The organism is Caballeronia sp. LZ024 (genome assembly GCF_031451455.1).
GTDB classification, from domain to species: domain Bacteria; phylum Pseudomonadota; class Gammaproteobacteria; order Burkholderiales; family Burkholderiaceae; genus Caballeronia; species Caballeronia telluris.
This window is the reverse complement of the sequence record NZ_JARUXL010000003.1, coordinates 256,762-279,000: the sequence shown is the minus strand read 5'-3', so window position 1 is coordinate 279,000 and position 22,239 is coordinate 256,762. Positions and strand designations below refer to the sequence as shown.

The window sequence follows — 22,239 nt, the reverse complement described above, 5'->3', positions numbered from 1 at the left end:
CTTCGCTGTGTCTCTCACTTCTTGTAGATGCGCTTGCGCGTCGCTTCGAGTTGCGCCAGGATCGAATCGAGCTTGCCCGGATCGGAGATGAACTGCTGCATCCCTTTCATGCCTTCGTCGGCCATTTCCTTCGTCATGTCGCGATCGTAAAACTGCGCGATGCCGCCCTTCGTGTTCGAAAGAATCTGGAAGCCGATTTTCGAAATCGGCTCATCCGGCTCCGGCGACTTGCTGTTCGCCGAGAGCGATCCCAGTCCCTTAGCCAGTTGCGCGCCGATCTCGGGCGTTTCCATATACGCGAGGAACGTATGCGCGTCAGCCTTGTTCTTCGCCTTGGTGGGAATGTGCATCGACTCGACCGGTCCGTCTTCGGCAGTCGGCACCTTGTCGTCGATGATAGGGAACTGGAAGTAACCCATCTCCGGCTTGATGTTCTGCGGGAAACCCGCCGCGATGAACGTGCCCATGAGCATCATCGCAGCCTTGCCCTGGAACAGGAACGGCTGAACCGAATCGAGATCGTAGGACAGCGAGTTGTCGATGAACACCTTGTCGTCGATCAGTTCCTTCCATGTCGTGTACACCTTCTTCACGCGCGGATCGGTGTAGGGCACCTCGCCTGACATGAGCTTCTGATGAAACGCGTTGCCGTTGATGCGCAAGTCGAGATAGTCGAACCAGCCGGCGAGCGTCCACGCATCGCGACCCGCCACCGCCACGGGCGCGATGCCTGCGGCCTTGAGCTTCTTGCACGCGTCGAGGAATTCAGGCCACGTCTTCGGCTCGCCCGCGATGCCCGCCTTCTGGAACAGGTCCTTGCGATAGAACATGCCCCACGAGTAATAGACCGTCGGCGCGGCATACTGCTTGCCGTTGTATGACGAAGCCTCCTTCGTCGATGCATACATCGAGTTCCAGTCGTTCTTGTTCCAGTCGTTCGTGAGATCCTCGAACAGGCCCCGCTTCGCGTAGTACGCCATGCGCTCGCCGTTGTGCCAGGTCACCACATCGGGCGACACGGTGGAGAGCCAGCCCGGCAACTGCACCTTGTAGGCTTCTTCATCGACGAAGGCCACCTTCAGGTCGATCTCGGGATGCGCCTTCTTGAACTGGTCGAAGATCTGTTGCCAGACCACGCGTTGCCCCGCTCCCTTGAACGCGACGTTCACCGCCAGCGTGCCCGCCTGCGCCGTGCCCGCGAGCGCCGCGGCGAGCGCAGCGCCCGTCAGTGCCTTGCGAATCGTGTTTCTCATGCGTGTCTCCTCAGTGATGAGTGTTTTCTGCTGTTATTGCGCGCGATAGATCGAAACGCCCTGCGGCGGCACGTCCTGCTGTCCCGCGACGAAGCGCGCGGCTTCGTCGATTCGATACGGCTCTCGGCCATAGTTGAAGACGTAAGTCAGCGAGCCGCGACGACTCACGCGAACGCCTTCGGGCAACCGGCGCGGCGCGAGCCCCGCTTGGCCCGCAATTCTTTCGAAGACCTGCTGCGTGTAGGCATCATCGAAGAGACTCGCGAGGTAGGTCATCGATCCGTGCGACACGATGGCCGGATGCCCGTCGGCGAACCGCGCGTCTACCTGCACGCCTTCGCCGCATTCGATGAAGTCACGCCAATGGCGCGACTCGCCGCCGCCGTCGACCGGTTCAATCACGTTCGGCCGCATCGACTCGACGCGCCACACGCGGATCGGCAGCACGTCGCCGGGAGGAAGGGTCTCGGGAATCGTGAGGCTCGACGTCTTCGATCCCGTGCGCGGGCCCAGCACGACCCGAGCCTTCGACGCCGCGAGCCGCGCCGCCAGCGTTGCCGGAAGCACCGGCAGCGGCGGCACGACAATCATGCTGTAGCCGTCGAGCGGCGCGTCAGCCGGTATCACATCGACATCGAGTCCGAGGCTGCGCAACGCGCTGTAGTACTCGAACGCGAAGCGCGGATAGTGGAAGTCCGCGCCCTGCGGGTGAATGTCGAAGAGCCACTTCGCCTCGTAGTCCCAGATCAGCGCGACTTTCGCGGCAACCTTCGATTCGCCCCCGGCCTTCAACACTTCCTCGATCTCGCGCGCGACGCTTTGCGCTTCCACGCCGCCCACGTCGAGCCGATTGTCGGGCGTGTTCAGCCCCGCGTGCATCTGCTCCTGCGCAAACGGCACCTGTCGCCAGCGGAAGTACGACACGCACCCCGCGCCATGCGCGAACGCCTCCCAGCTCCACAGACGCACCATGCCCGGCAGCGGTGCCGGATTCCACATTGCCCAGTTCACCGGGCCGGGTTGCTGCTCCATCACCCACAACGGCCCCTTCGACATGCCCCGATACACGTCGTGATTGAACGACGCAAAATCCGGGTGCCCGGTGCGCAGCCATTTCGCCTTGACCGTGGGATCGAACCACTGCTCTTCGAGCGCGCCGAGCGGATAGCTGTCCCAGGTGGCGATGTCGAGATCGGCGGCGACCTTGTAGTGATCGAACTCGGTGAACAACTGCATGAAGTTGTGCGCGACGGGCCGTCCGGGCGAATGCGCGCGGATGATGTCGACCTGCATGCGGTTATAGCGCACGACTTCGTCGGAAGCGAAGCGGCGGTAGTCCAGCCGGTGCGACGGATGCGCCTCGGTCACGGTCGCGACGGGCGGATCGATTTCATCGAAGCTGCGGTATTCCATGCTCCAGAACACGGTGCCCCACGCTGCATTGAGCGCGTCGATGTTCTCGTAGCGCGCCCGCAGCCACGCTCGAAAGCGCGTAGCGGCTGCATCCGAATAGCTGACCACGGTATGGTGGCAACCGAATTCGTTATCGGTCTGCCAGAAAGCGACAGCGGGATGCCGGCCATACCGTTGCGCGACCGCCGTGCAGATTTTCGACGATGCATCGAAATACGACGGCGACGAAAAATCGTAATGCCTCCGTGAACCGAAATTGCGCGCGCGGCCGTCGGCGCCCACGGGAAGGATGTCGGGATGAAGGTCGATCAGCCACTTCGGCGGTGTCGCGGTCGGCGTGCACATCACGACCTTCAGGCCCGCTTGCGCGAGCGTGTCGATCGCACGATCGAGCCAGTCCCAGTGATATTCACCCGGCGTGGGCTCGATCCGGCTCCATGCGAATTCGCCGATCCGCACACGGTCGATGCCGAGCGCTTTCATGCGCGCTGCGTCGTCCTTCCACATCGATTCGGGCCAGTGTTCGGGGTAATAGCAGACTCCAAGACGCATGTGCGCTCCTACGCAAATTGAGCTACGGCAGCCGAAGCGACGGCGAATCCGTCTTCGGTGAAGAGATGACACGAGGCGCGCGGCACGTTGAACGCGACCGAATCGCCCGGACACGGCGTGCAGTCGCCCGGCGCCTTCGCGATCAGCACGGCGCCGCCCGCCTGGTCGAGATGAAGATAGCTGTGCTCGCCCAGTTGCTCGACGAGCGACACCGTGCGCGTGATGTGTTGCGCACCCGGCGCGACGAGCGGATCGAGATGTTCGGGACGGATGCCCAGCGTGACGGGCTGGCCGGATTGCAGACCGGTGCCGTCGATGTCGGTGTCGATCGGCTCGCCGGTACTGTCGAGCGCGATGCGCACGCCGTCGCGGGCCGCCGACACCACGCGCGCGGGCATGAAGTTCATCCGCGGCGAGCCGATGAAGCCCGCGACGAAAAGACTTCTGGGCCGGTGGTACAACTCGAGCGGCGTGCCCACCTGCGCGATGCTGCCGTGCTTCGCGGTGTCCGCGCCTGAATGCAGGAGCACGATCTTGTCGGCGAGGGTCATCGCTTCGATCTGGTCGTGCGTCACATACACGACGCTCGCCTTCTCGAACTGCTTGTGCAACCTCGCGATTTCGACGCGCGTCTGGCCGCGCAAGGTGGCGTCGAGATTGGAAAGCGGTTCGTCGAAGAGAAAGACGCCCGGGCTGCGCACGATCGCGCGGCCGATCGCCACGCGCTGCCGCTGGCCGCCCGACAGCGCCTTGGGCCGCCGCTCAAGCAACGCTTCGAGTTGCAGCACGCGCGCGGCCTCGCGCACCTTGCGATCGATTTCGTCTTTTGGAGTCTTGGCGAGCGTCAGGCCAAAGGCCATGTTCTCGTAGACGGTCATGTGCGGAAAGAGCGCGTAGCTCTGGAAGACCATCGCGACACCGCGCCTGGCGGCGGGGATATCGTTCACGAGTGTCGCGCCGATATACAGATCGCCGTCGGTAATGTCCTCCAGGCCCGCGATCATGCGCAAGAGCGTCGACTTGCCACAACCGGATGGTCCGAGAAACACGCAAAACTCGTGTTCGCCAATGTCGAGATCGACATCGCGGATTACGGGCGCGTGATCGCCATAGGCCTTCTGGACCGAACGCAACGAGATGCTCGCCATGCCGTCGTCTCCGTGTTTACACGCGGAGACTGCCAAAGGTTAAGCGTTTAACCTTTTGCCCGTCAAAAAGCGATCTTGTTCAAGGATCGCTTGGGGCAAAGTCTCCGTCTGTATTTATAGAACTGCTTTGCCAGCGAATTTAGCGCCGTCGGCGCGCGGATGCAAATGTCGGGATGTCATCCCAAATCGTGACTTGCAGCTTAAAAGATGTACATGAATCTTTCGCAACGGCACAGTGCGCTCGATAACGACAAGCACGAGCCATCCCCCGACCGATGACCACTCTGACCGAAGTCGCCAAGCTCGCCGGCGTGACGGCGGCGACCGTCTCCAATGTGCTGCGCCATCGCGGCAAGGTCGGCGACGCGACGCGCCAGCGGGTGCTCGAAGCCGTCGATGCCCTCGGCTACCGCCCGCATCTGACGGCGCGCGCGCTCGCCGAAGGCAGCGCGCCCACCCTTGCGCTGATGGTGTCGAGCATCGCTAATCCGTTCTATCCTGAGTTCGCGCTGGCGGCCGAGCGCGCGGCGCGACAAAGCGGGCGCTTTCTGATCGTATGCAACACCAACGAAGATCCGGCAATCGGCCGCGCCTACCTAGAACAAATTGCGGGTACGTTGTCCGAAGGCGTGCTCGTGATGAATGCGAATCTCGATTTCGACGATCTTCGCAAGACGCAGGCGCGTGGCACGGCGGTGGTTCTATGCATGTGGGAGCGGCCCGGCGAGTCGCCGGGAATGCCATGTATCGCGGTGGACTTCTTCGCCGCAGGGACGCTCGCGGCGCGGCATCTCCTCAACCTGGGGCACGTGCGGATCGGCGCGATCATAGGCAGCCAGCGCGATGGCGTGCATGCGGCACGCTACGAGGGCTTTTGCGCGACATTGCGCGACGCAGGGATCACGCATGTTCCGGCCGAGGCCCGCTTCACGCGCGATTCCATACAAGGCGGCTACGAAGCTGCGACGGCGTTGCTAACGGCATCGTCTGACCTGACCGCGATTTTTGCGACCAACGATCTTCCCGCGCTCGGCGCGATGCATGCGGCAGCGGACCTCGGCTTGAACATACCGCGCGACGTCTCGGTGATCGGCATTACGGATATTCAACTCGCGCGCGAGTCGCGGCCCGCACTCTCGACGGTGGCAGTGCCCACGGAAGTCGCCGCAACGATGGCGGTGAAGCTGCTGCACGCATTGATCGACGGCTCGGCGGTGGGCGCGCTAATGCAGGTCGCACCGGCACCCGATCTGGTCGTGCGTGCCTCGACGGGTGCGGTGCGCAAGCGCTATCCGTGAAGCGCCTCAATACACGTAGCGCCTCAAGGGCGACGATGCACCCAGTCCTTCATTGGATGCGTGTCGAGCCACCGAAGCTGCCGGTTTCGGCGATGCTCCTGTCGGTAGTGCTCCATTACGAGGATTCCTGCAAGCGCAAGAACGACAAGCCCTAAGAGCACGACGGTCATCGACTCGGTCATGACAGACTCCTCAGGTTCACGAAGTGATTCGATTGTACTGCTAGCGGTGCCGCACGATGACAACGCGGACACTCAATCGCCAACGGGGCCGACGAAATAGCGAAGAAGCGGGCCTAGCTTCATCGCATCAGTCGGTTTTGCACAAAATGCGTCGAAGCCGGACTCCTTTGCGCGCGCCAGATCGGCCTCCGAAGCCAGTGCCGAATGCGCGATCAGCACCGTCTCCGACGTGCTCTCCGTCGCTCGAAGTCTCGCTGCCACTTCCAGGCCGGACATGTCCGGCATACAGATATCGAGCAACACGGCCTGCGGCTGCCAGCGCGCGGCGGCGTCGACCGCCGCGTTCCCGCGGTAGGCGACTTGCGCATCGAAACCGTCAAGTGCCAATACCATGCTGATCGCGTCAGCGGTGTCCGCGTAATCATCGACGACAAGCACGCGCGGAACGCGGCGCCCGCTTTGTTTGCGCGCAGTCCATATCGTGCACTTCAAGGGTATACCGGACTTGTCGGCGGTCATATCGGAATCCCAAGCGGTCTCGGAGTGATCGAACGCATCGAAGGTCATTCATCTGTCCAATGCCAGTATAGGCGCAGACGAATGCAGCGGCGTCGGAGAAAAAGCTTTGGAGACTCGGCGGTCAGCCGGGTTGATAGCGCCGCTCGCTTTCGGGCGCCCGGCCTTGGGTGTAGTCTGAATTGCCGCGCGACCCGCCGCGGTGACGACCCCTTGTGATGAACATGCGCTAAGGCGCGGCAGACTCGATGAAACCTTGGTCCATGATTGGCGTGCGCAATCTGCTTGCCGCATTCGTCATCGGTTCGACACTGGTGTTCCTAAGCCCGACCGCAACAGGCGAAGAAGAAGCGAGCGCGACGCAAATGCAAGGCAGGCGTATCGATTTCGCCAGCTTGCCGCTCGGCGATGCGATCAAGACGGTTCAAGGCAATGGAATGCGCAAGGTGGCGGTATTCGCCGACCCCTATTGCCCTTATTGCAGGACGCTTGAGCGAAGGCTAAGCGAGGTGCCCGACGTCACGATTTATACGTTTCTCTTTCCGATCCTCACACCCGATTCGAAGCGAATGGCCGCTGTCATCTGGTGCGCATCCGACCGCGAAGCAACTTGGCATGCGTGGATGCTCGACGGCCGCACTCCGGTCCGACGCGTGTGCCCCGGCGCGCCGCTTGAACGCAATCTCTCGCTGGCGAAAGGGTTGGGGGTAAAAATCACGCCCACGATCATCTTTGCAAACGGCGAGCTGGTCACGGGCGCCATTCCGCTCGACGACCTGAAGAGCTTGCTCGCGCCTTAGCCGTCTCATTCGCAAAGCTATCCGGAATCGCTCACGAGATCGTGTATCGGTTCTGCGAGCCGCCGGTGTAAAGGTTCTGGGCAAGTCCAAGAATGCGGTCGCGGTTGCGGTCGAATGCAGCCAGTAGCGCGGGTTCGCCAGTGCCGATATCCGGATTCATCTTCTTGAGCATCGCATCGTCGACGAGAAAGGAAATCTCGCGCGCGTTGTCGTAGCCCCAGAAGCACACACAGTGTCGTGCCGGGTCGTAGCTGCGGCTCGGATTGGGAAAGCTGAGCGCCACGGACTTTTCTCTCATTGTGTCGACGTGCTCACATAGCGCCACTTGCTCGCATTGACATCGATGCGCGCGTAATTGATGCGCCGCTGTTGAGCGCGGTCGGCGTCTGCGCGCTCCAGGGCCGAGGCGCGCGACTTCTGCGCGAGGGCGTGTTCGCTTTGCTTGGCCGGTATGGATGCGTTCGTTTTAATGGGCGATGACATGGCTGTTCCAATCAAGAGTGTGAAGTAGAGAGATTACGGTCCGGAAGATGCGTCCTCCAGGTGTAAGGCACGCAAGTCGTGCGTCACCGTTCACGCAGTGCCTTCGTGTCGGTGTCTGAACCAGTTCGGATAAGGCCTTAGCCTTCGAGAAAGGGGCCGTCGATGGAGAGAGATTGACCCGCTTTCGCGCGTGACTGCTATTTCTTCTTGGTGGGCGCGCTGGCTGCAGTGCTCTTGGAAGTCGTCGTCCAGGACACGGCTTCCGCGGGAGAAGCTAGCTTTTTCGGCTGTTTGGGCTTCTTTACCTCTCGATTACTACGTGCTTGACCCTTTGCCATCATGTTGCTCCCGCTTCGACGAGCGCGAAGGCGCTCGTCACGACTCACAGTGTGGGCGCATTCGATGAGATTGTCGCGATCTATTTGCAAACGGACGGCACGCAGGAACGCCCCATTCCTTACGACTCTGGCGGCGAAGCCTTCTTGCCGCGTCGGCGTGGCTTCGGCTCGACGCCCACGCGCCAGTCGCGCGCAAGCACGAGCGAGGTCATCCTTTGCGCGATGTCTTCAAACGCGGGATCGGCTTGCGGCACGAATAGCCATTTTCCCAGCACGGGATGCGGCCGCAAAGCGGGCATCTCCTCGATGAGAGCCGCGTGGCGCTCTTGCGACGTGCAAACCAGCAAGCCATTCCACGGCTCGTCGCGATCGGCTGCGACCAGACACAACAGGCCGTCGATATACGCGGCGTCGCAGCCGAACATCCGTTTGCGAATGTAGGTTGCATCGCGCTCGAATGCTTCGAAGATCCAGACGAGCGAATTGCGTATGGTCGACGGTATGGAGTGTCCCCTACCACGAAGCATCCACATCGAGCGGATACACCGGCCGTTTCAACTTCCTGAACTCGAACAGCCCGAAATCCGAACTCGTGACACCGCGGCTGTCGCATTCGACGAGACCCTGTGCGATCGGCACGAACACCGGCCGGCAATACATCCGCGACTTGAGGATCAGAAAGCGCGCGCCGCGCGGATCGATGCCGACGCTCTCGAACACGCCCAGATCCCACGGCTCGTGCGTGCGCTCGGTCACGAGGACGCGCGCCGAGCCCGTATCGAGCACCGCCGCGCGGCCCATATACGCGCGCTGTCCCGTGTAGGTCGGGCCGCTGATCACGTATTCGCCATCGGTCACCGCGCTCACGACGCCCGTCAGCGCGAGCGGCGGACGCGGCTTCGCCGCGTTGCCTGCAAGCTTGTTGCCGACTTCGAGCGTGACCGTCGCGCCGACGCCCGCCGCCGTCAGCGTCGCCACTGCTTGCAGATCGCACAACGGCCCGGTCACGATGCCGTCGAGGCCCTGCTTCAGCGCTTCCTCGAAGACGTCCATCGTGTCGCAGGTTCCGCCCGACATGCAGTTGTCGCCGTGATCGAGCAGCAGCACGGGCTTCCCGCCGTCGCGCCCGAGCGCCGCGCCCTCGGCCACCGATTCGGCCAGCGGCGCGCTGCGGTAGAAGAACTCATCGCGCGCGTCCCAGATCTGCCGCGCAATGCGCTCGGCGACGCGCGCCGCCGCCTCGCGATCCCCATCGCCGACGACGACCACGCTGATGCACGGCGCCTCGATATCCGCGAGCGAAAACCCCGACAGCACCGACACGGCGAGCATGCCCTCGCGTTCGGCGGCGCGGGCCGCCTCGACCGCGCGTTTCATCGCGCCCGCCGCCGTCGTGCTGCGCAGCGTGTGCGTGAGAAGCGGCGGCTGCGCCCACGCGATAGCCGGCTGCGCGCGGCCATGCACGCGATCGAACATGAGCCGCGCGGCATGCGCGCCGGACTCGTACATGTCGACGTGCGGATAGGTCTTGAAGCTGACGATCACGTCCGCGTTGTCGATCATCTTCTGCGTGACGTTGGCGTGCAGGTCGAGCGAGACGGCGATCGGCGCATCGGGCAGCATGGCGCGCACCCGTTCGAGCAGATCGCCCTCGCCGTCGTTCGAGTTTTCCGCGACCATCGCGCCGTGCAGATCGAGCATCACGGCATCGCAGCCGCGCGCGGCCTCGACGATGGCGTTGCAGATCGCGTTGTAGGCGGCGGCATGAACCGGCCCGCTCGGATTCGCCGACGCCGACGCCGGCGTGACGATCTGCGCGCCCTCGCGCTCGGCTGCGTCGATGAACGCGGCCATCGCGGTCTGCATGCCCTTGTTCTCGCGATACGCGTCCTCGCCATACGCCGGACCGTTGCGGCCGAACGCCGAAAGCGGCGTCGCGACCGGCGAGAACGTGTTGGTCTCGTGATTCATCCGTGCGATCAGGATTTTCATGCGGACTCCGTTTGCGTCGAACCGGCGGCGCGCAGCATCGCGTGCAGCAGCACGTTGCAGCCGGCTTCGAGATGATCGGCGCGCGCGTCTTCGATTTCGTTGTGGCTGATGCCGTCCTTGCACGGCACGAAGATCATCGCGGCGGGCGCGACGCGGGCGAGATACACGGCATCGTGACCGGCGCCGCTCACGACCTCCATCGACGAGAGACCGAGTGCGTTCGCGCCTTCGCGCACCGACTCGACCAGCGCGGCATCGAACGGCTGCGGCGCAAAGTATACGACCTCCTTCACGTCGACCGGCAGCGGCGCGTTCGCGCACAAGGCGCGCAATGCGGCGTCCATCGCGAGGAGCGAGGCGTCGTCGGCGGCGCGCAGGTCGACGGTCAGCGCGACGCGGCCCGGTATCACGTTGCGCGAATTCGGATGCACATCGGCGCAGCCGACCGTCCCGCGACCGTGCGGCGCGTGATCGAGCGCAATGCGGTTGACCGCGCGAATCAGGTCGGCGGCGACGAGCAGCGCATCGCGGCGCAGTTCCATCGGCGTGGGGCCGGCGTGCGCTTCCATGCCGTGGATCGTGAGGTCGTACCAGCGCTGGCCGAGCGCGCCCGTCACGACGCCGATGGTCTTGTCGTTGGCTTCGAGGACCGGTCCCTGTTCGATGTGTGCTTCGAAGTACGCGCCGACGGCATGCGGTGCGAGCGCCGCGCCGCCGTAACCGATGGCAGAAAGCGCGTCGCGCACCGAGACGCCTTCGCGGTCGCATTGCGCGAGCGCGTGGTCGAGTGTGAAAGCGCCTGCGAACACGCCGGAGCCCATCATGACCGGCACGAAGCGCGATCCTTCTTCGTTGGTCCACACCGCGACTTCGAGCGGCGCGTCCGTCTGCACGTTCGCATCCGCGAGCGTGCGCAGGACTTCAAGCCCGGCGAGCACGCCGTAGTTGCCATCGAACTTGCCGCCGGTCGGCTGGGTATCGATATGGCTGCCGGTGGTCACGGGCGGCAGGTTGTCGCGGCGTCCCGCGCGACGCGCGAAGATGTTACCGATCGCATCGACGCGCACCGTGCAGCCCGCTTCCTTCGCCCACTCGACGAAGCGATCGCGCGCGTCGCGGTCGAGTTCGGTCAGGGCGAGACGGCACACGCCGCCTTTCGCGGTCGCGCCGATCTGCGCGAGGTCCATCAGGCTTTTCCAGAGGCGCGCTCCGTCGACGCGCAAGCCGGCCAGCGCCGGCAAATCGTGAACCTGCATCGCGTTTCCTTGCAATTGATGAATGATGGGACGGGCCTCAGACCACGCCGACGCCGAGATAGCGATCCTTGATGGTGTCGTCGGCGGCGAACGCGGCGTTGCTGCCCTCGTAGACGATCCTTCCCTGCTCGATGATCGTGTGCCGGTCTGCCAGCTGCGTGCACACTTCGAGATTCTGCTCGACGAGCAGGATCGCGACGCCCGCCTGCTTGATGAGCTTCAGTTGCGCGACGATCTCCTCGACGATCACCGGCGCGAGTCCTTCGACCGGTTCGTCGAGCATCAGGAGACGCGGATGGTTCATCAGCGCGCGGCCGATCGCGAGCATCTGCTGCTCGCCGCCGGATAACTGGCCGCCGCCGTTCGCGCGGCGTTCCTTGAGGCGCGGGAAGATCCGGTAGATATCGGCGAGCTGCCATGGCGAATCCTTGCGCGCGCCGAGGCGCAGGTTCTCCTCGACGGTGAGCAGCCGGAAGATGCCGCGATGCTCCGGCACGAAGCACACGCCGCGCGCGGCGATCCGGTGCGCCGCGAGTTTCGCCGTCGGCTCGCCCTTGAAGACGATCGTGCCGCGCGTGGCAGGCACGACGCCCGCGATGCTCTTGAGCGTCGTCGACTTGCCCGCGCCGTTGCGCCCGAGCAGCGTGACGGTCTCGCCCTCGCCCACCGTCAGCGAGACGCCCTGAAGGATGTGGCTCTTGCCATAGAACGCGTGAATGTCCCGCACGTCGAGCATCATGCGCGGCCTCCGGTGATCATGTTGCCGAGATAGGCACTGCGCACGCGCTCGTCGCCGCGAATGTCGTCGGGACGGCCTTCGACCAGCACGCGTCCCTGCTGCATCACGGTGATCGTGTCCGAGATGTCCATCACGATCCCCATGTTGTGTTCGATCAGCACCACGGTGTAGTCGTCGCGCAGGCCGCGGATCAGGCGCTTCATGTCGTCGAGGTCGTCGATGCCCATGCCGGATGTCGGCTCGTCGAGAAAGATCGCCTTCGGCTTGGCGGCGAGCGCCATGCCCACTTCCAGCCGCCGCTGCTGGCCGTGCGACAGCACGCCCGCGGACGACGCCGCGAAGCGCTGCAACGCGAGGCGTTCGAGGATCGCGTCGACCGTTTCCGCGTGTTCGAGCGCGCCGCGCGGCGGCTTCCACGCGTTGAGCGCGCGTTTCGAATCGACGCCTTGCGCCGCGAGCCGCAGGTTCTCACGCACGCTGAGGTTCGCGAACAGGCTCGTCACCTGGAACGACCGCGCGATGCCGCGCTTCACGCGGCGGTGATCGGGTTCGTGCGTGACATCGTGGCCGTCGAAGACGATGTTGCCCGCCGTGATCGGCACGGTGCCGGTCAGCACGTGAAAGAGCGTCGTCTTGCCCGCGCCGTTCGGACCGATCACGGAGTGGACCGTGCGCGGCCTGATCCGCAAATCGACTTCTGCGAGCGCGGTGAACTTGCCGTAGCGCTTCACCACGTCCTTCGCCTGAAGTATTGCTTCGCTCATGCGGCCTCCCTGTTTCGGCGCACCGCCTGCCAGATTCGTTCGCCAAGACCCCAGAGGCCGCGCTGCATGAAGAGGCTGACCGCGATCAGCACGAGGCCGAGCAGCAGCAGCCAGCGCGGCCACAGCGTCGAGAGCCAGTCGGCGAAAAGCACATAGAACGCCGCGCCCAGCACCGATGAAAAGAGATTGCCCGTGCCGCCGATCACCGTCATCACGAGGATCATCTCGCTCGTGTGATAGTCGATGTTCGAGAGCGGCGCGATGCCGGTCATCATCGCGTGGAGCGCGCCCGCGAAACCCGTCACCGCGCCCGACACCACGAACGCCGCCAGCTTGAAGCGCTTCACGTCGTAACCGACGGCCGCCGCGCGCGCTTCGTTTTCGCGGATCGCGAGCAGCGTGCGACCAAAAACCGAATGCGAGACGCGCATCATCAGCCAGAACGCGATCAGGAACAGCACGGCCACGAACGCGTAGTACTGCCACGGCGATGCGATCGGAACGAGCGCGCGGCCGAAGAGCGAGAGCGCGGGACGCGGGATGTCGAGCAGGCCGTTGTCGCCGCCCGTGAGGTTGGGCGTCGTGTAAGCGAGGAAGTAGAACATCTGCCCGAACGCGAGCGTCAGCATCACGAAGTACGCGCCGCGCTGCCGGATCGAGAACCAGCCGACGAGCGCGGCGGCCGCCGCGCCGACGACGATCGCCGCCAGGAGCGCGGACGGCGCCTGCAAGCCCGTCTTCGTCAGCACGAGGCCCGCGCTGTAGCTGCCGAGCCCGAAGAAAATGCCCTGGCCGAACGACAGCAGGCCGGTATGCCCCAGCAGCAGATTGCACCCGAGCGCCGCGAGCGCGAACACCAGCACTTCGGTCGCGAGCGAGCCGGAGCGCAGCGTCATCGGCAGGATGCAGACGACCAGCACCGCGAGCAGCATGAACCGGTAGCGATAGAGCGTTGCCCTGAGCGAACGCGGCGGCGCGCCCGCATCGAGTGTCTTGGCGTTCATGCGGCTCTCCCGAGCAGTCCGTTGGGACGAAGCAGCAGCACGGCCGCCATCGCGACGTAAATCATGAGGCGCGCGCCTTCGGGCCAGAGCGTGCTCATGACGCTCTGCACAATGCCCACCAGCAGCCCGCCGACGAGCGCGCCGAGAAAGTTGCCCATCCCGCCGACCACGACGACGACAAATGCCACGCCCAGCGCCTCGATCCCCATGAACGGATCGACGCCGCGAATCGGCGCCGCCAGCACGCCCGCCAGCGCCGCCGTGCCCGCGCCGAGCGCGAACACGAGACTGAAGATGCGCGTCACGTTGATGCCGAGCAGCGACACCATCTCGCTCGACTCGCTGCCCGCGCGCACGGCGCTGCCGAGCCGCGTGCCTTCCAGGATCCACCATAGCAGCACCGCGAGCACCGCCGTGAAGCCGATCACGAAGAGACGGTACTTCGGGTAAATGAAGCTGCCCCTCATCACGACGCCGTTCAGCACGTCGGGCACCGGAACGTTGTCGCCGAGCGGCCCCCAGATCAGGATCGCGCATTCCTGCAGCACGAGTGCAAGACCCACGGTCGCGAGGATATGGAACTCGTGCTGTTGCGCGTAGACGTGCCGCAGGATCGCCTTTTCCACGACCCACGCGAGCGCGCCCGTCACGACTGGCACGACGGCGAGCGCGACCCAGAAGCTCATCGACCACTGCATCGCCTGATAGCAGAAGTAGGCGCCAAGCAGATAGAACGCGCCGTGCGCGAAGTTCACGAAGCGCAAGAGCCCGAAGACGATCGACAGCCCCACCGCGAGCAGGAAGTACAGCATCCCGACGCCGATGCCGTTCACGACCTGCAATAGATAAACGTTCATGAGCTTTCGTCCGAAGAGGATCGACGCAGACGGCCGCGCGGGGCGGCCGTCTGCCAGCAGGCGATCACGCCAGCTTGCATTGCGTCTGGTCGAGCGGCAGGAAGGACTGGCCCGAACTGACGATATCGGCGTAGTCGTCGGCGTTTTTCATCTTGCTCTTCGCCTTGCCCTTGAGCAGATAGTAGTTCTTCAGCACCTGATGGTCGCCCGCGCGGATTTCCTCGGCGCCGGTCAGCCCGTCGTACTTCATGCCCTGCAACGTCGCGATCACTTTCTTCGGATCGGCGCTGCCGGCCTTCTGAATGCCGTCGAGCAGGATCTTCGTGCAGATGTACGAGCCGGCGAGGCTGTAGTTCGGGTTCGACTTGTAGGCGGCGCTCACGCGCTTGACGAGATCCTTGTTGAGCGGCGAATCGATCGCGTGCCAGTACTGCGCGCCGAAGTACACGCCGTCGCACAGGTCCGCGCCCAGCGCCTCGAACTGCTCCAGTCCGGATGCCCACGCGAGCAGGATCGTGCAGTTGTTCTTCATGCCGAAGCTGACCGCCTGGCGCAGCGTGTCCGACGACTGCGAGCCGAAGTTGAGGATCAGCAGCACGTCCGGTTTCGCCGCCACCGCGTTGGTCAGATAGCCGCTGAATTCCTTTTCGTTGAGCGAGTGGTAGCTGTTGCCCACGTGCTCGATACCCTTCTCCTTGAAGATCGCTTTGGCGGCCGAGAGCAGCCCTTCACCGAACACGTATTGCGGCGTGATCGTGTACCAGCGCTTCGCCTTCGGCATCGACTGGATCAGCGGACGCACCGTCTGCTCGATCGCGCCAAAGGTCGGCACCGACCAGCGGAAGGTCGCGCTGTTGCAGTCTTTGCCGGTGATTTCATCGGCGCCCGCTGTCGTGATGAAAATGCCGCCGGCCTTCTCGACTTCCTTGCCCATCGCGAGCGATTCCGACGAAAGAATGCCGCCTGCGAAGAAGCGCGCGTTCTTCTGCTGCGCGAGTTCCTGCACGCGGCGTACCGCCGTGGCGGGCTTGCCTTCCGTATCGAGCACGGTATAGGCGAGCGGGTCGCCGAGCACCTTGCCATATTGTTCGATGGCGAGCTTCATGCCGAGATCGGCATACTTGCCGTTGGCCGCGAACGGTCCCGACATCGGCACCGGGCAGGCGAACTGGATTGGCGCGCCCTGCGCGAATGCGCTCTTCGAAAGCAGCATCTGGGCAGACCCGGGAACGGCCGACAACGCGGCCAGCTTCAACATGTTTCGGCGATTCAAATTGGTGCTCCTGGTAAGAAAACCGCTTGTGTCCGACTGCTGCATCGTTGGCTGAACCGCGTTTGCGACGCGACTATTTTGCCCGCTCGCCTCGCTCTATTTATCATGATAAATAGAATGAACCTGATGCTAGGTACATTAAATTCGACTGTCAATCAGGCAATATTCGCGGTCGCCGCTTGTCTCTACGTCTGTCACGCTGCATGACGCAACAGGTCGTTCACAGGCACGCGCGGGCGTCCATGAGGAGCATCGAGATGACGATGGATCGAACGAAGGCCGGCGCTTCGATCGAGATCAAGCAGCAGAAGCGGCCTGATCTCGTGGCAGAAGAAATCAAGCGGCTGATCACGGAAAAAGACTTGAAGCCCGGCGACCGGCTGCCGCGCGAAGTCGAGTTGCAGCAGATGTTCTCGGTAAGCAAGAGCACGATTCGCGAGGCGCTCAAGTCGCTGGAGGTGCAAGGCCTCATCAAGGTGACGACCGGGCCGAGCGGCGGCGGCACGATCGTCGAGGTGCCGCTCGATCGCACATTGCAACTGCTGCAAAACTATCTGTTCTTCAAGGACGTCACCATCGACGACATTTATACCGTGCGCCAGTTGCTCGAGCCCGAGCTTGCGGCGGGCGCGGTGCCGCATCTGACCGAGCGGGACTTCGCGGCACTCGATGAGAGCATTGCGTGCTGCGACGGCCCCGGGTCCGGCCACGGCGACACGGACATCGTGCGCAAGCGTCAGGAAGACGTGAACTTCCACGACATCCTCGCCGCCGCGAATCCGAATCCGTTCCTGCGCTTCAGTTGCGAGTTGATCAATGAAATGATCCGGCAACTGATCGAGTTTCGAAATGACACGCCGCAGGCCGAGCATGAACGATTCGGCCAGGCGAACGTGCGGATCCACAAGGCGATCGTCAAGGCCGCACGGGAACGCGACGCGCAGAAAGTGCGCGAACTGATGGTCGTCCATATGACGGAAGCGCCGCGCTACGTGAAGCGGATGAAGGGCAAGCTGCGCGGCCGTCTGATCCTCGATTCCGAGATCCGGCGGCGCATGAAGATCGAGCCCGCGCCGGGGTCGTGACCGTCGTCGCCGAAATATTGTCATCACACTGTGATCGCCCCAAGACGATAGGATCATCACACTCACCGCGATTTTTGTTGCGATCCTCACGGCAATTCACAGCCAGATAGGGAATAAATGTTATTGACGCATCATTTGTAGCGCGCGACCCGATCGCGCAACATAAGAATTCGTCATATCGACGAAGGAGACATCCGGATGAGTGAGCCGGTTGCGGTCGCGGCCGTTTCATCGCCCCGATCGCCATTGATTCGCGTAACAGGCGTCACCAAGAAATTCGGTGGCGTGCAGGCGCTGCGCGGCGTGAATCTGGAGGTTCTGCCGGGTGAAGTGCATGCACTGCTCGGCGAAAACGGCGCGGGCAAATCCACCCTCATCAAGATACTGAGCGGCGTCCACGCATACGACGAAGGATCGATCGAAATCGACGGCCGCAAGGTCGCGTTCGGATCGCCGGCGAAGTCGCGCGAGGCAGGCGTCGCTGTCGTCTATCAGGACCTGAGTCTCGTCGAGTCGCTCTCGGTCGGCGCGAACCTGATGCTCGGACGCGAGCCGCGCACGCGGCTCGGCTTCGTGCGGCAACGCGAACTGATGGCACAGGTCAGCGCGTTTCTGCGCGCACACAACATTCCGCTCGATCCGCGCGTGCCCGTCGATTCGCTGCCGTTCGCGTACCGGCAGATGACGGAGATCTGCAAGGCGCTGATGGGCGACGTGCGCGTCCTGATCCTCGACGAACCGACGTCCGCGCTGACGGGCGGCGAAGAACAAATTCTCTTCGACGCGATTCGCACGGTGACGGCACGCGGCGTCGGCGTGATCTACGTGACGCACCGGCTGAACGAGGTGTTTCGCATCTCGCAGCGCGTGACCGTGTTCCGCGACGGCGCCAACGCCGGCCAGTTCGCGACCGCCGAGACCGACATGAAGCAGCTCGTCGCGGCGATCGTCGGTCCGCGTCATGCCGCGATGCAGGCCAGACAGGAAACGTCGACGGGCACGGCCACGCAAACATCGCGGAACGCACAAGCGCATGCGATTGCCCGCGACGCGCCCGTGCTGACGCTGTCGAAGGTGAGCAACGCACGTCTTGCCAGCGTGGATTTCTCGGTGCACCGCGGCGAAGTGCATGGCCTCGCGGGACTGATCGGCAGCGGGCGCACGGAAATCCTGCAGACGATCTTCGGTCTCTTGCCGATTCACGAAGGCACCATCGAACTCGACGGCCAGCCGCTCGCCCCGCGCCGCCCCGCCGACGCGATCGCGCGCGGCGTCGCGCTCGTGCCCGAAGACCGGCATCTGCAAGGGCTCGTGCTCGATCATTCGATCGAACGCAATCTGACACTGCCGCGCCTGCCGCAGTTTTCGCGCGGCGGCTGGCTACGCGCGCAAGCCGCCGCCCATCAGGCGCGCATCGCGATGAAGCAGCTTTCCGTGAAGGCGCCCGATGCGTCGACGCCTGCGAAGTTTCTTTCCGGCGGCAACCAGCAGAAAGTGGTGTTCGCCAAGTGGAATCATCCGCGGCCGAAGCTCTTGCTGCTCGATGAGCCGACGGTCGGCGTCGATGTCGGCGCGCGGGAAGAAATCTACGGCGTCGTGCATGACGCAGCGCTTGCGGGCACGGGCGTCGTCGTCGTGTCGTCGGATCTGGACGAACTGTTGCGACTGTGCGACCGCATTTCCATCGTCGTGGACGGCTCGATCGAACGAACCGTCGAGCGCGCGCAGATTCGTCATGCGGAAGAACTGCACCATCTCATCCAGCTTCCCCGTCCTACCGAAGAGCTTGCCACATGAACGAGTCCGTTTCGCCCTTGCCCGCCGGGCAACAGACCGCCGAGCGCCACGGACGCGCGCGGCGCCTCGCGCGGCTTCTGTTGCAGGGCGACCGCCCGTACATGCTGTATATCGCGTTCGCGATCCTGCTTGTGGTGTTCAGCTTTGCATCGCCGTGGTTCCTCTCGATCGACAACTTCCTCAATATCGGACGGCAAACGGCGCTTGTGTCGATCATCGCGATCGGCATGACGTTCGTGATCATCGCGCGGCAGATCGATCTTTCGGTGGGATCGGCGCTGGCGCTGTCGGGCATGGCGGCGGCGCTCGCGATGTCGCACATCAGCGATAGCTGGATCGTCGGCGCGATAGCCGGCATCGGGACGGGCGCGATCGTCGGCGCGATCAACGGCTTCGTCACGACGCGGCTGAACATCCCGTCGTTTCTCGTCACGCTCGGCACCTTGAGCGCCGCGCGCGGCCTTGCGCTGATGGTCACGACGACGCGCCCCGAGATCATTACCAACGACCGGTTCATCGCGATCTTCGGCGAAGGAAACATCGCGGGCGTGCCCGTCCCGATCCTGTGGACATTGCTCGCGGTGATCGGCGGCATTCTGCTTCTGCACTACAGCGTGTTCGGCCGGCAGATTTATGCGGCGGGCGGCAACCCGACGGCCGCGCTGTACTCGGGCATCAACATTCGCCGCGTGACGACACTCGCGTTCGTGCTGACGGGCATGCTTGCCGGTCTCGCCGCGCTGGTGCTGTCCGCGCGTTCGCATGCGGCGCGGCCGGACGTCGTGCAGGGCATGGAACTCGACGTGATTGCCTCCGTCACGCTCGGCGGCTGCTCTCTCTTCGGCGGACGCGGCTTCATTCTCGGCACGCTGCTCGGCAGTCTCATCATCGGCACGCTGAATAACGGCCTCGTGCTGCTCGGCGTGAGTTCGTCGCTGCAACTCGTCATCAAGGGCGTCATCATCGTCGCGGCTGTCGCGTTCACCCGCAAGTGACGACGCGTAGCGGGTCGTAAAGGGCAATTCGAAAAACGGCAGGAGACGCAGTACATCACGACCAACGGAGGAAAATCATGAACTATCGTCGTGGATCAGGAGTGAGGCTGGCGAGTGTCGCGGCGGCGACCGCGATGGCCCTGTGCTGCTCGCAGGCATTTGCACAGGCATGCGAGAAGCTCGCCGCAGGGTCGATCGGACCCTCGGGTATCGTCGGGCAGGGACCGAACGGCGAAAAGGCGGCGGCGGTCGATGCCGTCAAGCTGACGGACGCCGAGGCCACGAAGGTCAAGGCGGGCAAGTTCAAGGTCGGCATTTCGATGCAGACCATGAACCTCGACTGGTCGCAACTACAGGTGCAGGGCATCACCGACACGTTGAAGAAATACGGCGTGGAAGTGATCGGCACCGCGTCGGCCGAGTATCAGGTCGACAAGCAGATCGCCGACATCGAGAACACGATCCAGCGTCATCCGGACGGCATCATCTCGATTCCCGTCGACGGCACGGCGACGGCTGCGACCTACAAGAAAGTCTCGCAGGCGGGCATCAAGCTCGTGTTCATGGATAACGTGCCAACGGGCCTGAAGCATCCGGAGCAGTATGCCGCGATGGTCTCGGCGGACAGCGAGGGCAACGGCCAGATCGCGGCGAAGGTACTTGCCTCGTGCGTGCCGACGGGCGGCACGGTCGGGCTCGTGAACTTCGGCGTCGATTACTTCAGCACGACGGAACGCACGAAGGCCGTCAACGACTGGATGAAGAAGAATCGCCCCGACATCAAGATCAAGCAGGTCGCGTTCACGGACCCGTCGAAGGTCGGGCAGATCGCGGGTGACTTCCTCACCGCCAATCCGGACGTCAAGGGTGTGTTCGCCGTGTGGGACCAACCCGCGCTCGACACGCTGACGTCGATGCGCGCACAGGGCCTCAATACGCCGATGACGACGGTCGACCTCGGGCTCGAATCGGCCATCGAAATTGCAAAGGGCGGGCCGCTCAAGGCGACGGGTTCGCAGCGTCCGTATGATCAGGGCGTGGCTGAAGCGATGGCGATGATGAAAGCGCTGATCGGTCAGACGCCGCCCGCGTGGATCGGCGTGCAATCGCTGCCGGTCTTGCAGTCGAACGTGCTCGAATCGTACAAGACCGTGTTCAAGAAAGATCCGCCGCCTCAACTGGCGGATGCCTGCAAGAAGGCAGCGCCCGCTTGCGGTTGATGAAGAAAACGCTTTAGCACGTCAGTTCCAGAGCGAAGCCTTCGGGCTTCGCGCACGGCCGGACGCTTTTAGCAAATGATCGTAGAATGGCTCACGCCCTCGTCGAAGGCGCGATCATCGACATAACCGTTCGGGAGACGGCATCATGCGGCGTCGCCATGCAGCAGGACTGATCTTGACTCTTTGTGTTGCCGGCTCGCTTGTTGGATGCGGCGGCTCCGACCATCACGATGCTTACACGGACGCGCCCAAGATCGTCATCGATTCCGACTTCAACACGATGGGCGACGACGGCCAACTCTTCGCGATGACGACGCAACTCATGGCGCAAGGCAAGGTGAACCTGCTGGGCCTGTGCGTGGTGACCGGCAACGACTGGTTGCTGCAAGAAGAGGCGGACGCGCTCAAGGCCGTCGAACGCATGGGCGTGCAGGACAAGGTCGGCGTCTACGCGGGTGCGAATTATCCGCTGCAATACGATGTCGCGAGCATCCGCGCGCAGCAGGCCGCCAACCCCAACGGATATTTCGGTGCGTGGATGCGTCCGGAGCCGACGCAGCAATCGCAACTCACGCCGCCGCCGGATGGTTTCGCGACATCGACGCAATTGAAGAGCGAAGCCGCCGCCGACTTCATGATCGATACGATCAAGCGCTATCCGAACCAGGTGACGATCATCGAAGTCGGGCCGCCGACGAATCTCGCGACGGCGGTGAAGAAGGCACCGGAAATCGTGCCGCTCATCAAGCAGATCGTCTATATGGGCGGCGCGATGAAGGTTCCGGGCAACGCGAACGCCGTCGGAGAACTGAACTGGTGGTTCGATCCGCTCGCCGTGCGCACGCTGTTGCAGACGTCGATCCCGCAGGCCGTCATTCCGCTCGACGTGACCAATACCGTGCCGCTAACCGAGACCGTCTACAACCAGATCGTCAATCCGCCGACGGGGCAGACGGCTGTGACGAAGGCCTATGCCAGTGCGAACGCGGGCGCGTTTGCGTCGAATACCGATCTCTACGATACGCTCACCATCGCTTACTTCACCGACCCTAGCTACGCGACGCAAACGCAGAGCGCGTACCTCGATATCGACACGACAGCCGGCGAGAATCAAGGTCATGTGTCGGTGTATCCGGATGCGCCGCCTGCGGGCGCTTCACCGCAGAAAATCACCTACGTGACGCAGTTCGATAACGACCGGTTCTTCAATCTCTATGTGGACTTGCTGACGCGGCCGGTGCCGGTCAAGTTTCAGTGAACGCGCCCCGGCAACA

21 protein-coding genes are annotated in these 22,239 nt (G+C 63.6%); 7 read left to right on the top strand and 14 right to left on the bottom strand.

From position 1 onward, the window contains the following. Nucleotides 1-14 precede the first annotated feature (14 nt). Genes QCE48_RS19150 through QCE48_RS19140 form a run of 3 tightly spaced genes read right to left on the bottom strand, consistent with a single transcriptional unit; the run spans nucleotide 15 to nucleotide 4,366 of the window. Nucleotides 15-1,253 (bottom strand): extracellular solute-binding protein, encoded by a 1,239-nt coding sequence (locus tag QCE48_RS19150; RefSeq protein WP_309784494.1) that lies wholly within the window; start codon nucleotides 1,251-1,253, stop codon nucleotides 15-17. Nucleotides 1,254-1,286: 33 nt separating this feature from the next. Next, nucleotides 1,287-3,218 carry a beta-galactosidase gene (locus QCE48_RS19145; RefSeq protein WP_309784493.1) on the bottom strand — a complete coding sequence of 644 codons (1,932 nt, stop codon included), beginning with the start codon at nucleotides 3,216-3,218 and terminating at the stop codon, nucleotides 1,287-1,289. An 8-nt stretch (nucleotides 3,219-3,226) separates the two neighbouring features. Continuing rightward, nucleotides 3,227-4,366: a sn-glycerol-3-phosphate ABC transporter ATP-binding protein UgpC gene (locus QCE48_RS19140; RefSeq protein ID WP_309784492.1), complete on the bottom strand. Its 1,140-nt coding sequence runs from the start codon at nucleotides 4,364-4,366 to the stop codon at nucleotides 3,227-3,229. A 275-nt stretch (nucleotides 4,367-4,641) separates the two neighbouring features. Here QCE48_RS19140 and QCE48_RS19135 point away from each other — a divergent pair, with 275 nt between their 5' ends. Beyond that, nucleotides 4,642-5,664 (top strand): LacI family DNA-binding transcriptional regulator, encoded by a 1,023-nt coding sequence (locus QCE48_RS19135; protein ID WP_309784490.1) that lies wholly within the window; start codon nucleotides 4,642-4,644, stop codon nucleotides 5,662-5,664. A gap of 254 nt (nucleotides 5,665-5,918) precedes the next feature. Here QCE48_RS19135 and QCE48_RS19130 read toward each other — a convergent pair whose 3' ends face one another. Beyond that, on the bottom strand, nucleotides 5,919-6,413 hold the full coding sequence (locus QCE48_RS19130) for a response regulator (RefSeq protein WP_309784489.1): 495 nt from the start codon (nucleotides 6,411-6,413) through the stop codon (nucleotides 5,919-5,921). 212 nt (nucleotides 6,414-6,625) lie between these two features. On the opposite strand from QCE48_RS19130, the gene QCE48_RS19125 reads away from it, so the two are divergent. Next, the gene (locus QCE48_RS19125) at nucleotides 6,626-7,162 is read left to right on the top strand and encodes a DsbC family protein (protein WP_309784488.1); all 537 of its coding nucleotides are present in this window, start codon (nucleotides 6,626-6,628) and stop codon (nucleotides 7,160-7,162) included. A gap of 31 nt (nucleotides 7,163-7,193) precedes the next feature. Here QCE48_RS19125 and QCE48_RS19120 read toward each other — a convergent pair whose 3' ends face one another. From QCE48_RS19120 to QCE48_RS19075, 10 genes are all read right to left on the bottom strand, one after another. Then, nucleotides 7,194-7,460 carry a DUF1488 domain-containing protein gene (locus tag QCE48_RS19120; protein WP_309784487.1) on the bottom strand — a complete coding sequence of 89 codons (267 nt, stop codon included), beginning with the start codon at nucleotides 7,458-7,460 and terminating at the stop codon, nucleotides 7,194-7,196. Then, nucleotides 7,457-7,645, bottom strand: coding sequence for a hypothetical protein (locus QCE48_RS19115; protein ID WP_309784486.1), 189 nt, complete (start codon nucleotides 7,643-7,645; stop codon nucleotides 7,457-7,459). The genes QCE48_RS19120 and QCE48_RS19115 overlap by 4 nt, the downstream gene beginning before the upstream one ends. 457 nt (nucleotides 7,646-8,102) lie before the next feature. After that, nucleotides 8,103-8,486: a hypothetical protein gene (locus QCE48_RS19110; protein ID WP_309785065.1), complete on the bottom strand. Its 384-nt coding sequence runs from the start codon at nucleotides 8,484-8,486 to the stop codon at nucleotides 8,103-8,105. Between the two features lie 10 nt (nucleotides 8,487-8,496). Beyond that, nucleotides 8,497-9,975 (bottom strand): M81 family metallopeptidase, encoded by a 1,479-nt coding sequence (locus tag QCE48_RS19105; RefSeq protein WP_309784485.1) that lies wholly within the window; start codon nucleotides 9,973-9,975, stop codon nucleotides 8,497-8,499. Continuing rightward, on the bottom strand, nucleotides 9,972-11,231 hold the full coding sequence (locus QCE48_RS19100) for a Zn-dependent hydrolase (RefSeq protein ID WP_309784484.1): 1,260 nt from the start codon (nucleotides 11,229-11,231) through the stop codon (nucleotides 9,972-9,974). The genes QCE48_RS19105 and QCE48_RS19100 overlap by 4 nt, the downstream gene beginning before the upstream one ends. 37 nt (nucleotides 11,232-11,268) lie before the next feature. Further along, nucleotides 11,269-11,970, bottom strand: coding sequence for an ABC transporter ATP-binding protein (locus QCE48_RS19095; protein WP_309784482.1), 702 nt, complete (start codon nucleotides 11,968-11,970; stop codon nucleotides 11,269-11,271). After that, nucleotides 11,967-12,734 carry an ABC transporter ATP-binding protein gene (locus QCE48_RS19090; RefSeq protein WP_309784480.1) on the bottom strand — a complete coding sequence of 256 codons (768 nt, stop codon included), beginning with the start codon at nucleotides 12,732-12,734 and terminating at the stop codon, nucleotides 11,967-11,969. Before QCE48_RS19090 ends, QCE48_RS19095 begins: the two co-directional genes overlap by 4 nt. Next, nucleotides 12,731-13,738 carry a branched-chain amino acid ABC transporter permease gene (locus tag QCE48_RS19085; RefSeq protein WP_309784479.1) on the bottom strand — a complete coding sequence of 336 codons (1,008 nt, stop codon included), beginning with the start codon at nucleotides 13,736-13,738 and terminating at the stop codon, nucleotides 12,731-12,733. The genes QCE48_RS19090 and QCE48_RS19085 overlap by 4 nt, the downstream gene beginning before the upstream one ends. Continuing rightward, nucleotides 13,735-14,595 (bottom strand): branched-chain amino acid ABC transporter permease, encoded by an 861-nt coding sequence (locus tag QCE48_RS19080; protein WP_309784478.1) that lies wholly within the window; start codon nucleotides 14,593-14,595, stop codon nucleotides 13,735-13,737. Before QCE48_RS19080 ends, QCE48_RS19085 begins: the two co-directional genes overlap by 4 nt. A gap of 64 nt (nucleotides 14,596-14,659) precedes the next feature. Continuing rightward, nucleotides 14,660-15,868: an ABC transporter substrate-binding protein gene (locus tag QCE48_RS19075; RefSeq protein WP_309784474.1), complete on the bottom strand. Its 1,209-nt coding sequence runs from the start codon at nucleotides 15,866-15,868 to the stop codon at nucleotides 14,660-14,662. Nucleotides 15,869-16,125: 257 nt separating this feature from the next. On the opposite strand from QCE48_RS19075, the gene QCE48_RS19070 reads away from it, so the two are divergent. The 5 genes from QCE48_RS19070 (at nucleotide 16,126) to QCE48_RS19050 (ending at nucleotide 22,223) form a co-directional block, all read left to right on the top strand. Continuing rightward, entirely contained in the window at nucleotides 16,126-16,953 is an 828-nt protein-coding gene (locus QCE48_RS19070; protein ID WP_309784472.1) for an FCD domain-containing protein, read from the top strand. A 198-nt stretch (nucleotides 16,954-17,151) separates the two neighbouring features. Further along, complete coding sequence (locus QCE48_RS19065; RefSeq protein ID WP_309784470.1) at nucleotides 17,152-18,750, top strand: sugar ABC transporter ATP-binding protein; 1,599 nt, start codon at nucleotides 17,152-17,154, stop codon at nucleotides 18,748-18,750. Further along, nucleotides 18,747-19,745, top strand: coding sequence for an ABC transporter permease (locus QCE48_RS19060; RefSeq protein ID WP_309784468.1), 999 nt, complete (start codon nucleotides 18,747-18,749; stop codon nucleotides 19,743-19,745). The genes QCE48_RS19065 and QCE48_RS19060 overlap by 4 nt, the downstream gene beginning before the upstream one ends. A gap of 77 nt (nucleotides 19,746-19,822) precedes the next feature. After that, nucleotides 19,823-20,965 carry a substrate-binding domain-containing protein gene (locus tag QCE48_RS19055; protein WP_309784467.1) on the top strand — a complete coding sequence of 381 codons (1,143 nt, stop codon included), beginning with the start codon at nucleotides 19,823-19,825 and terminating at the stop codon, nucleotides 20,963-20,965. Between the two features lie 145 nt (nucleotides 20,966-21,110). Beyond that, the gene (locus QCE48_RS19050; RefSeq protein ID WP_309784465.1) at nucleotides 21,111-22,223 is read left to right on the top strand and encodes a nucleoside hydrolase; all 1,113 of its coding nucleotides are present in this window, start codon (nucleotides 21,111-21,113) and stop codon (nucleotides 22,221-22,223) included. The last annotated feature ends 16 nt before the right edge of the window (nucleotides 22,224-22,239 follow it).

Bases quoted from the DNA above. Each gene is read 5' to 3' on its own strand.
- QCE48_RS19115 (WP_309784486.1), bottom strand. From the start codon at position 7,645: ATGTCATCGCCCATTAAAACGAACGCATCCATACCGGCCAAGCAAAGC.
- QCE48_RS19050 (WP_309784465.1), top strand. From the start codon at position 21,111: ATGCGGCGTCGCCATGCAGCAGGACTGATCTTGACTCTTTGTGTTGCC.
- QCE48_RS19140 (WP_309784492.1), bottom strand. From the start codon at position 4,366: ATGGCGAGCATCTCGTTGCGTTCGGTCCAGAAGGCCTATGGCGATCAC.
- QCE48_RS19055 (WP_309784467.1), top strand. From the start codon at position 19,823: ATGAACTATCGTCGTGGATCAGGAGTGAGGCTGGCGAGTGTCGCGGCG.
- QCE48_RS19085 (WP_309784479.1), bottom strand. From the start codon at position 13,738: ATGAACGCCAAGACACTCGATGCGGGCGCGCCGCCGCGTTCGCTCAGG.
- QCE48_RS19135 (WP_309784490.1), top strand. From the start codon at position 4,642: ATGACCACTCTGACCGAAGTCGCCAAGCTCGCCGGCGTGACGGCGGCG.
- QCE48_RS19120 (WP_309784487.1), bottom strand. From the start codon at position 7,460: ATGAGAGAAAAGTCCGTGGCGCTCAGCTTTCCCAATCCGAGCCGCAGC.
- QCE48_RS19060 (WP_309784468.1), top strand. From the start codon at position 18,747: ATGAACGAGTCCGTTTCGCCCTTGCCCGCCGGGCAACAGACCGCCGAG.
- QCE48_RS19150 (WP_309784494.1), bottom strand. From the start codon at position 1,253: ATGAGAAACACGATTCGCAAGGCACTGACGGGCGCTGCGCTCGCCGCG.
- QCE48_RS19080 (WP_309784478.1), bottom strand. From the start codon at position 14,595: ATGAACGTTTATCTATTGCAGGTCGTGAACGGCATCGGCGTCGGGATG.
- QCE48_RS19065 (WP_309784470.1), top strand. From the start codon at position 17,152: ATGAGTGAGCCGGTTGCGGTCGCGGCCGTTTCATCGCCCCGATCGCCA.
- QCE48_RS19090 (WP_309784480.1), bottom strand. From the start codon at position 12,734: ATGAGCGAAGCAATACTTCAGGCGAAGGACGTGGTGAAGCGCTACGGC.
- QCE48_RS19070 (WP_309784472.1), top strand. From the start codon at position 16,126: ATGACGATGGATCGAACGAAGGCCGGCGCTTCGATCGAGATCAAGCAG.
- QCE48_RS19125 (WP_309784488.1), top strand. From the start codon at position 6,626: ATGATTGGCGTGCGCAATCTGCTTGCCGCATTCGTCATCGGTTCGACA.
- QCE48_RS19100 (WP_309784484.1), bottom strand. From the start codon at position 11,231: ATGCAGGTTCACGATTTGCCGGCGCTGGCCGGCTTGCGCGTCGACGGA.
- QCE48_RS19105 (WP_309784485.1), bottom strand. From the start codon at position 9,975: ATGAAAATCCTGATCGCACGGATGAATCACGAGACCAACACGTTCTCG.
- QCE48_RS19095 (WP_309784482.1), bottom strand. From the start codon at position 11,970: ATGATGCTCGACGTGCGGGACATTCACGCGTTCTATGGCAAGAGCCAC.
- QCE48_RS19145 (WP_309784493.1), bottom strand. From the start codon at position 3,218: ATGCGTCTTGGAGTCTGCTATTACCCCGAACACTGGCCCGAATCGATG.
- QCE48_RS19130 (WP_309784489.1), bottom strand. From the start codon at position 6,413: ATGACCTTCGATGCGTTCGATCACTCCGAGACCGCTTGGGATTCCGAT.